This window comes from Halomonas sp. (assembly GCF_031581305.1).
Taxonomy (GTDB): Bacteria; Pseudomonadota; Gammaproteobacteria; order Pseudomonadales; family Halomonadaceae; genus Halomonas.
The window spans coordinates 37,944-48,295 of record NZ_JAVLBC010000002.1; the positions used below are offsets into that span (position 1 = coordinate 37,944).

Annotated in this window: 13 protein-coding genes; all 13 read left to right on the forward strand. The window is 64.8% G+C overall.

Annotation, left to right across the window (positions count from 1 at the left end):
• The first annotated feature begins 38 nt into the window (after positions 1-38).
• A complete protein-coding gene (gene phnD, locus RI841_RS00425) occupies positions 39-1,064 on the forward strand; it encodes a phosphonate ABC transporter substrate-binding protein (RefSeq protein ID WP_310703540.1) in 1,026 nt (341 codons plus the stop codon).
• Positions 1,065-1,118: 54 nt separating this feature from the next.
• Entirely contained in the window at positions 1,119-1,910 is a 792-nt protein-coding gene (gene phnE / locus RI841_RS00430; RefSeq protein ID WP_310703541.1) for a phosphonate ABC transporter, permease protein PhnE, read from the forward strand.
• Between the two features lie 24 nt (positions 1,911-1,934).
• Positions 1,935-2,666 (forward strand): phosphonate metabolism transcriptional regulator PhnF, encoded by a 732-nt coding sequence (gene phnF / locus RI841_RS00435; protein ID WP_310703542.1) that lies wholly within the window; start codon positions 1,935-1,937, stop codon positions 2,664-2,666.
• Complete coding sequence (gene phnG, locus RI841_RS00440; RefSeq protein ID WP_310703543.1) at positions 2,663-3,109, forward strand: phosphonate C-P lyase system protein PhnG; 447 nt, start codon at positions 2,663-2,665, stop codon at positions 3,107-3,109. Before phnF ends, phnG begins: the two co-directional genes overlap by 4 nt.
• Positions 3,110-3,111: 2 nt before the next feature.
• Positions 3,112-3,732, forward strand: coding sequence for a phosphonate C-P lyase system protein PhnH (gene phnH / locus RI841_RS00445; RefSeq protein ID WP_310703544.1), 621 nt, complete (start codon positions 3,112-3,114; stop codon positions 3,730-3,732).
• Positions 3,717-4,832, forward strand: coding sequence for a carbon-phosphorus lyase complex subunit PhnI (locus RI841_RS00450; RefSeq protein ID WP_310703545.1), 1,116 nt, complete (start codon positions 3,717-3,719; stop codon positions 4,830-4,832). The genes phnH and RI841_RS00450 overlap by 16 nt, the downstream gene beginning before the upstream one ends.
• Positions 4,829-5,683 (forward strand): alpha-D-ribose 1-methylphosphonate 5-phosphate C-P-lyase PhnJ, encoded by an 855-nt coding sequence (locus RI841_RS00455; RefSeq protein WP_310703546.1) that lies wholly within the window; start codon positions 4,829-4,831, stop codon positions 5,681-5,683. Before RI841_RS00450 ends, RI841_RS00455 begins: the two co-directional genes overlap by 4 nt.
• Positions 5,680-6,468, forward strand: a complete 789-nt coding sequence (gene phnK, locus RI841_RS00460) for a phosphonate C-P lyase system protein PhnK (protein ID WP_310703547.1) — start codon at positions 5,680-5,682, stop codon at positions 6,466-6,468. Before RI841_RS00455 ends, phnK begins: the two co-directional genes overlap by 4 nt.
• 13 nt (positions 6,469-6,481) lie before the next feature.
• Positions 6,482-7,228, forward strand: a complete 747-nt coding sequence (gene phnL, locus RI841_RS00465) for a phosphonate C-P lyase system protein PhnL (RefSeq protein ID WP_310703548.1) — start codon at positions 6,482-6,484, stop codon at positions 7,226-7,228.
• Entirely contained in the window at positions 7,228-8,376 is a 1,149-nt protein-coding gene (locus tag RI841_RS00470; protein WP_310703549.1) for an alpha-D-ribose 1-methylphosphonate 5-triphosphate diphosphatase, read from the forward strand. The genes phnL and RI841_RS00470 overlap by 1 nt, the downstream gene beginning before the upstream one ends.
• The gene (phnN, locus tag RI841_RS00475; protein ID WP_310703550.1) at positions 8,376-8,918 is read left to right on the forward strand and encodes a ribose 1,5-bisphosphokinase; all 543 of its coding nucleotides are present in this window, start codon (positions 8,376-8,378) and stop codon (positions 8,916-8,918) included. Before RI841_RS00470 ends, phnN begins: the two co-directional genes overlap by 1 nt.
• Complete coding sequence (gene phnP / locus RI841_RS00480) at positions 8,915-9,721, forward strand: phosphonate metabolism protein PhnP (RefSeq protein WP_310703551.1); 807 nt, start codon at positions 8,915-8,917, stop codon at positions 9,719-9,721. The genes phnN and phnP overlap by 4 nt, the downstream gene beginning before the upstream one ends.
• Before the next feature lie 161 nt (positions 9,722-9,882).
• Positions 9,883-10,352, forward strand: a 470-nt coding sequence (locus tag RI841_RS00485; protein WP_405000886.1) for an antibiotic acetyltransferase, incomplete at its 3' end; no start/stop codon positions are given.

The window sequence follows — 10,352 nt, forward strand, 5'->3', positions numbered from 1 at the left end:
CCTGTTTCCTGATCACTACCTCTGAAGGAGTCCTTGCCATGACCCGTTTTACCCTGCGTCGTATCGCCCTGCCGCTGGTGGCCGGTGCCAGCCTGCTTGCCAGCCAGCTGACTCTTGCTGCCGACACCTTGAACTTCGGCATCATATCCACCGAGTCGAGCCAGAATCAGGCCACCCAATGGGAGCCCTTCCTGGCCGAGATGTCCGACACCTTGGGGATGGAAGTGCAGCCATTCTTTGCCACTGACTACGCCGCGGTCATTCAGGCCATGCGCTTCGACAAGGTCGATCTGGCCTGGTACGGCAACAAGTCGGCCATGGAGGCCGTTGATCGTGCCGGTGGCGAGGTCTTTGCCCAGACTGTGGCCGCCGACGGTGCGCCGGGCTATTGGAGCCTGCTGATCACTCATCGTGACAGCAACCTCGAGAATGTGGAGGACATGCTGAACCGCGCTGATGAATTGATCTTTGGTAACGGTGACCCCAATTCCACCTCCGGTTATCTGGTGCCTGGTTACTACATCTTTGCAAAGAACGGGGTGGATGCCACCACTGCCTTCAAGCGCACCATGAACTCCAGCCATGAAACCAATGCGCTCTCCGTGGCCAACGGTCAGGTCGACGTGGCCACGTTCAATACCGAGAGCATGGAGCGACTAGAAATCAATCATCCCGAGAAGGCAGAACAGATCAAGGTGATCTGGAAGTCGCCGCTGATTCCCTCCGACCCGCTGGTATGGCGCAAGAACCTTCCCGAGGATCTGAAGGCAGAGCTGCGTGAGTTCTTCTATTCCTACGGCGAGACTGAGGCCCAGCGCGAGATCCTCGAGCCGTTGCAGTGGGCACGCTTCGACGAATCCAATAACGATCAGCTTCTGCCCATTCGTCAACTGGAGCTGTTCAAGGAGCGTGCTCAGGTCGCCAAGGACGAGAGCCTGTCCGAAGAAGAGCGCGACCGCCAGCTGGCCGAGTTCGATGCCCGGCTCGAAGAACTGAACCAGCGACTCGAGGCAGCCGAGGCCCGATCCGATGAGGCGCCGGCGACCGCAATGGTCAGCCAGTAACGACATCCAGCGCTGAATGACGAGGGGCTTGCGGGCCCCTCAACGGGAGTTCCCATGAATGTGCATCACTCCACATTGGACGCCCGAGCGGCACGGCGAGGCTGGGTCCCGCTGGCGGGATGGGCCCTGACCCTGGCGGTGCTCGGGTGGGCCTGGCAGGGCGCGGAAATGCAGCCCGGGCTGCTGATTGCCAATACCGACAACATGGCCGAACTGGCCGGGGATTTCTTCCCGCCGGCCCTGGGCAATCTGGAGCACTACATCGACCAGATGCTGGTCACCATCCAGATCGCCATCTGGGGCACCTTGCTGGCGGTGCTATGCGCCATTCCCTGCAGTCTACTGTCCTCCGAGAACCTCGCTCCATGGTGGGTACATCAACCCATGCGTCGGCTGATGGATGCCTGCCGTGCGATCAACGAGCTGGTGTTCGCCATGGTCTTCGTGGTGGCCGTGGGACTGGGACCCTTCGCCGGCACACTGGCGCTGTTCGTCCACACCACCGGGGTGCTGGCCAAGCTGTTCTCCGAGGCAGTGGAGGCGAGCGATTCGGGCCCCATGGAGGGGGTGCACGTGACCGGTGCTGGGCGCATTGAAGAGATTATCTTCGGGCTGATTCCTCAGGTCCTGCCGCTGTGGATCTCGGTCAGCCTGTATCGCTTCGAGTCCAACATCCGTTCAGCCACGGTGCTGGGCATGGTGGGTGGCGGCGGCATCGGTGTGGCGCTGTGGGAGACCATGCGCGGTTTCCAGTACACCGAGACAGCCACCATCATGCTGGTGATCATCGTGGCGGTGACGCTGCTCGATATGGCCTCCCAGAAGGTTCGCAAGCGCTTCATCTGAAGCGCTTCTTTTTCAGGAGGCGACATGTCTAGACAAGCCCTTCGTGAACCTCGCTATCTCACCCTGGCCGGGACACTGTCCGAAGAGGTGAGGACCCACTTCTCCCCGGGACAATGGTTGCCGAGCGAGTCCCAGCTGGCCCGGCGCTTCGGTGTCAACCGCCACACCGTGCGCCGCGCCCTCGACGAGCTGGTGTCGGACGGCATGGTGACTCGCCACCAGGGCCTGGGCACGCTGGTGGTCGATCGGCGGCTGGACTATGCAGTGAGCGCTGGCAGCAAGGTGACGCACAACCTCGCGGAGCTGGGCATCACCACCACGACCGAATGCCTCCAGCAGTCGCTTGTCGTGGCGCCAGAGGCAATTGCCGCGCGATTCTCTCAACCCGCCGGCATGACCCTGATGTGCGTCGATACCCTGCGCTGGGTGGACGAGGCGCCGCTACTACGTCTGCGCCACTGGTTCGACCCAGCGCGAGTACCCGGCTGGCTGGATCGATACCGGGGCGGCTCCACACGCGCACTGCTCGATCAGCACTACGGGCTACGGCTTGCACGTCGCCGGGTCCGGATCGAGGCCGGGGTCGCCGACCGTGAGGACCAGCGCCTGCTGCAGTGCCCGCATCAGGCCCCACTGCTGCAGCTGGCCAGCGACAACGTTGATGCCGACGGCGCATTGGTCGAGGTCTCGATCAGTCGTGCCCGGGCCGACCGTCTTTCCTACCACATCGACTTTACTGACGAGGTGTCTTCATGACGTCTGCACGACGCCAGCGCATTCTGGCGCTGACTCCCCGCGAGCGTCTGGCCGAGCACTGGGCTCGGTTGGACATCGCTCCCGACTACCGCTGTGTCCGCGGCCCCGAGACCGGCATGGCCATGGTGCGCGGCCGCATGGGCGGCAGCGGCAAGGCCTTCAATCTCGGCGAGATGACCCTGACCCGGGCGAGCGTGTCCCTGGACGACGGCACGCCGGGCGGCGGTCCACTGGGCCACGGCTGGGTCAAGGGCCGCGATGCGCATCATGCTGAGCTCATCGCCCTGGCTGATGCCTGCGCACAGCGTGACGACTGGGGACAGCGCATCGAGGCCGAGCTGCTGGCGCCGCTTGAGGCTGCTCTCTGCGCCGAGCGTGACGCGCATGGAAGACGCGCGGCGGCGACCCGTGTCGATTTCTTCACCATGGTCCGAGGGGAATGAGCATGCAGTGGTCCGCTTTTGACGATCCCGTCCACGACAGCCAGCGCGCCTATCGCCAACTGCTGTCGACCATGGCGGAGCCCGGCACCGTTGAAGACATGCTGGAGACCCCGCACAGGCCTGAGGAAGCCGCCATCGGCGCAGCCTGCTGGGCGACACTGCTGACGCTGTGCGATCTCGACACACGGGTGTGGCTGACCCCCGAATTGGCCGCCGGTGGCTTGGGCGAGGGATTGAGGTTCCATACCGGCAGCCGCCTGACCGACAAGGCCGTTGAGGCGGACTTCGCGCTCGTGACCCCGGCCACCCTGGCCGATCCCACTCGAGTATTCAACGAAGGCAGCGATATCTACCCCGACCGCAGCACTACGCTGCTGGTGGTGCTTGAGCAGCTGGATACCGAGGGTCCCTGGCGGCTTCAGGGGCCAGGTATCCCCGGATTCCGGCGCCTCGGCATAGGGGAGGACGATGCCCTCATGCACCGCCTGGCGGCCAATCAGTCCCGCTTCCCGCGTGGGCTGGACGCCATCCTGACCTGCGGGGCCCGACTGGCAGCAGTGCCGCGCAGCACCCGCATCACATCTTCCCGGGTAGAGGAGGCTGACCCATGTACGTCGCAGTGAAGGGCGGAGAGCAAGCCATTGCCAATGCGCACCGATGGTTGGCCGACCGCCGGCGAGGCAGTCGCGAATCCCCCGAACTGGAGGTAGCTCAGGTGGAAGGGCAGCTGCGCCTGGCCGTGGCGCGGGTGATGGCCGAAGCCTCGTTGTATGACCCGGAGCTCGCTGCTCTGGCCATCAAGCAGGCCAGCGGTGACATGGTCGAGGCGGTATTTCTGCTGCGCGCCTATCGCACCACACTGCCGCGGCTGGCTGAAACGGTGCCTCTGGACACCGCGGCGATGCACATCGAGCGACGCATCAGCGCCACCTACAAGGACATCCCTGGCGGCCAGGTACTGGGCCCGACCTACGACTACACCCACCGCCTGCTGGACTTCCTCCAACTCGCCAAGGGAGATACCCCGACGCCGGTCGAGACCGAGGAGGCCCTGGCGGCCTGTCCGCAGATCCTGGAACTGCTCGATGACGAGGGGTTGCTCGAGCGCGAGGCAGACGACGGCAGCGAGCCCTATGACATTACCCGTGACCCCCCCGACTTCCCGGTAGATCGTGCCACCAGGCTGCAGATGCTGGCACGCGGCGATGAGGGTTACCTGCTGGCCCTTGGCTATTCCACCCAGCGCGGCTATGGGCGCAACCACCCCTTCGCCGGGGAGATTCGCCTGGGTCGTGTGGCGGTCGAGATCGAGGTGGAGGAGTGCGAGATGCCCATGTGCATTGGCGAGATCGAGATCAGCGAGTGCCAGATGATCAATCAGTTCGGCGGCTCGCGTGAAGTGGCACCGCAGTTTACCCGCGGCTACGGGCTGGCCTTTGGCCACAACGAGCGCAAGACCATGGCCATGGCGCTGGTCGATCGCGCCCTGCGCGCCGAGGAACTGGGTGAGACCCCAACGGGCCCTGCCCAGCAGGCGGAATTCGTGTTGGCCCACGCCGATAGTGTCGAATCGGCGGGCTTCGTCTCACATCTCAAGCTGCCGCACTACGTGGACTTCCAGTCGGAGCTGGAGTTGCTGCGGCGCCTGCGCCGCGAGCATGCCGCCCGCCGGCTACAGCCTGACGAGGAACCCACTACCGCGCCGGAGGAGCAGCAGGCATGAACGACTATTCTGATGCCGCGACCGGTTACAACTTCGCCTACCTCGACGAACAGACCAAGCGCATGATCCGCCGCGGCCTGCTCAAGGCAGTGGCCATTCCCGGCTATCAGGTGCCCTTCGGCGGGCGCGAGATGCCGATGCCTTACGGCTGGGGTACCGGTGGCATGCAGCTGACGGCCAGCATGCTGGGTCAGGACGATGTGCTCAAGGTGATCGACCAGGGCGCCGACGATACCACCAATGCGGTGAGCATCCGCGCCTTCTTCGAGCGGGTGGCAGGGGTGACGACCACCTCGGCGACGGCCGAGGCCGATGTGATCCAGACTCGCCACCGCATTCCGGAACGGCCTCTCCGACAGGGCCAGATCCTGATCTTCCAGGTGCCGATTCCCGAGCCGTTGCGCTTCATCGAGCCCAGCGAAGAGGAGACGCGGCTGATGCATGCCCTGGAGGAGTATGGGGTCATGCACGTCAAGCTCTACGAGGACATCGCGCGTCATGGGCATATCGCCACGACCTATGCCTATCCCGTGAAGGTGGACGGGCGTTATGTCACCGACCCCTCGCCGATTCCCAAGTTTGATAACCCCAAGCTGCACATGGCCGAGGCCCTGATGCTGTTCGGTGCCGGACGCGAGAAGCGGCTCTACGCCATTCCGCCCTATACGTGGGTGGAGAGCCTGGATTTCGAGGACCATCCGTTCGAAGTGCAGCAGTGGGAGGAACCCTGCGCCATCTGCGGGGCTCGCGACACCTTCCTCGACGAGGTGATTACCGACGACCGGGGCGGGCGGATGTTCGTCTGCTCGGATACCGACTACTGCCAGTCACGTCGTGAGGAGGTGGCATGAAGCGTCCCGATCTGCAACGGCCCGCTCTGCTGGAAGCGCGCGGTGTCTCGCGCCTGTACGGCCCCGGCAAGGGCTGCGAGGCGATCGATTTCACCCTGCATCGCGGCGAGGTGCTGGGCATCGTCGGTGAGTCCGGTTCCGGCAAGTCGACCCTGCTGCGCGTGCTCTCGGGCCTGGAGCGCCCGGATACCGGGCAGGTGGCCTACCAGAGCCACGAGGGGGAGCTCGATCTGTATGCCCTTGGCGAAGCGCGTCGACGGGCACTGCTGCGCATGGAGTGGGGGCTGGTGCACCAGAATCCGCGTGATGGGCTGCGCCTTGGGGTTTCGGCCGGTGCCAATATTGGTGAGCGCCTGATGGCCCTGGGCGAGCGTCATTATGGCCAGCTGCGGGCGGCCGGCCAGGACTGGATGGGTCGGGTGGAGCTCGACCCGACGCGCATCGATGACGCGCCGAGGACCTTCTCGGGCGGTATGCAGCAGCGCCTGCAGATCGCTCGCACCCTGGTGACCCGGCCGAATCTGGTGTTCATGGACGAGCCGACCGGAGGTCTGGACGTCTCGGTGCAGGCCCGGTTGCTCGACATGCTGCGCACCCTGGTACGCGAGCTGGGCCTCTCGGTCATTCTAGTGACCCATGACCTGGCGGTCGCCCGACTGCTGGCCCACCGCTTGATGGTGATGCGCCGCGGCCAGGTGGTCGAGAGCGGCCTGACCGATCAGATTCTGGACGATCCGCAGCATGCCTATACGCAGCTGTTGGTGTCGTCGGTACTCACGCCTTGAGGAGCTGTCACCCATGACAACCCTGACGCAACCCTTCCTGACCGTCGACGCCCTGCACAAGTCTTTCGTGCTGCACGGCCAGGGCGGCATGACTCTCGAGGTAATGCGTGGCCTTTCGCTCTCCCTGTTACCGGGCGAATGCCTGGTGCTTGCCGGACCCAGTGGTATCGGCAAGAGCACGCTGCTCAAGATGCTCCACGGCAGCTATCGCGTCACCGGTGGGCGCCTGCGCCTGCATTTCGAGGACGGCGAGCTCGAGCTCGCCGATCTGCCGGCCCACGCCTGGCACTCTCTGCGCCGCGACGTGATCGGCTACGTCAGTCAGTTCCTGCGGGTGGTACCTCGCGTGCCAGCGGTAGAAGTGGTGATGGAGCCGCTGCTGGCGTGTGGTGTCGAGCCTGACGAGGCCCGTGAGCGCGCCGAGACAATGCTGGCTCGGCTCAACCTGCCACCGCGGCTGTGGTCACTGCCGCCGGGCACCTTCTCCGGCGGTGAGCAGCAGCGCGTGAACATCGCCCGGGGCTTCATCGCCGAGCACCCTCTGCTGCTGCTCGACGAGCCGACCGCCTCGTTGGATGCCGCCAACCGCGAGGTCGTGGTGGGCTTGATCGAGGAGGCCAAGGCGCGCGGCGCGGCATTGCTTGGCATCTTCCATGATGAGGATGTGCGAGAGCGAGTAGCGGATCGCCTGTTGCCGCTGGAGGCCCACATGGGAGCCGTGCTGGAAGCGGCCGAGACCCCGTTCGAGGAGGTTCGCTGATGAATGCCGCCGAACAGATTCTCACCAACGCGCGTCTGATTCTGGACGATGAGGTGTGCCTGGGCTCGCTGAAGATTCGCGACGGCCGCATCGCCGGCATCGACAATGCGCCGAGTCGGCATCCTGGTGCCCTGGATTGCCGGGGCGACTACCTGATGCCGGGCATGGTCGAGCTGCACACCGACAATATGGAGAAGTATTTCCAGCCGCGCCCCAAGGTGGCTTGGCCGGGACGCCCCGCGGCGCTGGCGCATGATGCCCAGATGGCTGCCAGCGGCATCACCACCGTGTTCGATGCGCTCTCGATCGGCGATGTCGACGAACAGAGCATGCGCCACGGCGCGCTGCTCGACATGGTCGACTCGCTGCAGGCGATCATGACCGACGACATGGCGCGTATCGATCACCGCCTGCACCTGCGCTGTGAAGTGTGCCACCCCGAGACGCTCTCTCGCTTCGAGGCACTGGCCGGCTCGCCGCTGCTGGGCCTGGTGTCGTTGATGGACCATGCGCCGGGCCAGCGTCAATTCGCCAGTCTGGATGCCTACCGCACCTACTACCAGGGGAAATATCGGCTCAGCGACGAGGCACTAGAGGCGTTCATCGAGAAGCAGCTGGCCAACAGCGCTCTCTACAGCAGTGCACATCGACGCGCCATCGCCGAGGCGTGTCAGGCGCGGGGTCTGGCCCTGGCCAGCCACGATGACGCCACCATCCAGCATGTGGCCGAGAGCGTCGAGTATGGCACCCGGGTGGCTGAATTCCCCACGACCCGCGAGGCGGCCGAGGCCTCTCACCGCCACGGCCTGGCGGTGATGATGGGCGCGCCAAACGTCGTGCGTGGCGGCTCGCACTCCGGCAATATCGCGGCGGCAGAGCTGGTGCGGCTGGGTGTGCTCGATGTGCTCTCCTCGGACTACTATCCTGCTGCACTGCTGGATGCGGTGTTCCGCATTGCCGGCATGGCGGAGGGGTACTCCCTGCCTCAGGCGGTGGCCACGGCCACACGAACACCGGCCGAGGCAGTGGGGCTCACTGATCGCGGTCGGCTCGCCCCGGGGCTGCGCGCCGATCTGCTGCGGGTGCGGGTGGTCGACGACCATCCGCTGGTGCAGCGGGTATGGTGCGCTGGCAGGCAGGTGCACTGATGGGCCGCCTGGTGTATCTGGTGGGCGCCAGTGGGGTGGGCAAGGACACCCTGCTGGAGGCAGTCCGCCGGCGCCATCCCGAGTGGATGGTCGCCCATCGCTACGTGACCCGTCACAGCGGACCCACCGAGAACAGCGTGGCACTGACCAGCGAGGAGTTTGCCGCCCGTGAGTGCTCGGGTCTGTTCGCCCTCTCCTGGCAGGCACACGGGTTTCAGTATGGCTTGGGCATCGAGCTGGAGGCCTGGCTGGCTTGCGACAAGGTGGTGCTGGTCAATGGCAGCCGGCGGGCACTTGGCCAGGCCCAGGCGCGCTTCGGTGAGGCGCTTCTCCCTGTGGTGATCACGGCAGCGGAAGAAGTGCTGCGCGGTCGGTTACGTCGGCGTGGACGAGAGAGCGAGGCGGAGATCGAGGCCCGGCTGCAGCGTCATCGGGAACTGCGCGATGCCTTGCCGGACGTGGTGCGCATCGATAACGGCGGGCCTCTGGATGCCAGCCTGGCGGCGATGGACCGACTGCTCGAGACGGAGGTTCCTGCGTGAAGTTTCGCTTCGTGGGGACAGGCGACAGTGCCCAGGTGCCCTGTTTTGGCTGTGACTGCGACGCCTGTGCGCGTGCGCGGGTGCTGTCCAGTCATCGCCGGGGGCCGTGCAGCGCCGAGGTTCGTGTCGATGGCCACCGCTATCTGATCGATGCGGGACGCATGGATCTGGCAGAGAGCTGTGAGCGCGAGCGGCCGTCGGCGATCCTGCTGACCCACTATCACGCCGATCATGTGCAGGGCCTCCTGCATCTGCGCTGGGGCAGGGGGGAGCCGCTGCCGGTCTATGGCCCCAAGGACCCACAAGGTTTTGCCGACCTCTTCCGCCACCCCGGGGTGCTGGATTTCAAGGCGGGCCTCAAGCCGTTTCGGCCGCTGCTGCTACCGTCGTTGACGGTGACGCCCGTACCACTCCATCACAGCAAGCCGACCCTGGGCTATTGCCTCGATGACGGAGGCGGGCGACTCGCCTACCTGACCGATACCTGCGGCTTGCCGGGGGCGACAGAGCGCTTCCTGCGCGAGTGGCAGCCGGATGTGGTGGTACTCGACACCGGCCACCCCAGCAGCGTCGTCAACCCGACCAATCATAATTCCCTGCCGATAGCGCTGCAGATTATCGAGCGCGTCGGCGTTTCGGCGGCGTATCTGACCCATATCGGTCACGATCTGGATCGGGAGCTTGCCGAGTCGCCGAACTCTCTGCCCGCCAATGTGCGGGTACCTAAGGATGGTGAAGAGGTCTGCGTTGGTCCAATGACACAACCCTCCATGACACACTACAAGATGGGAGACGCAGGATGAGTCAACCGAGGATGAATACCCTGGCCATCGAGCCCACTGTGCATGAGACTGCTTGTTTGAATGCCACTCGGTTGGGAAACTGGACGGAGATAGGTGAGCGTTGTGTGCTCAACCACGTCGATATAGGAGACTACAGCTATATCTAGCGTGACGGTGACCTGATGTTTACCAGGGTTGGGCGTTTCACGTCAATCGCCTCCAGCGTGAGGGTCAATCCCAGTAACCATCCCTGGTGGCGTCCCACGCTACATCACTTTACCTACCGGCCCGGCAAGTTCGGGTTCACATCGGACCAGCAATTCGTGGATGACGAGGTATTCGCGTGGCGCGAGGCCGACCGCGTGGTAGTGGGCCATGACGTATGGATCGGTCATGGCGTCATCGTCTTGCCGGGCGTGTGTATCGGCAACGGCGCGATCATCGGCGCGGGGAGTGTGGTCACGCGAGACGTGCCGGCCTACATGATCGTGGTGGGTAACCCGGCTCGAGTCCTGAGACCGCGCTTCGAGGACCCCGAGATCGCAGAGCGTCTGGAAGCACTCGCCTGGTGGGACTGGTCTCATGAGCGGCTTCAGCGTCATCTGCATGACTTTCAGGGCAACGCTCGCGCGTTTCTGGAGGCGGTGGAGGA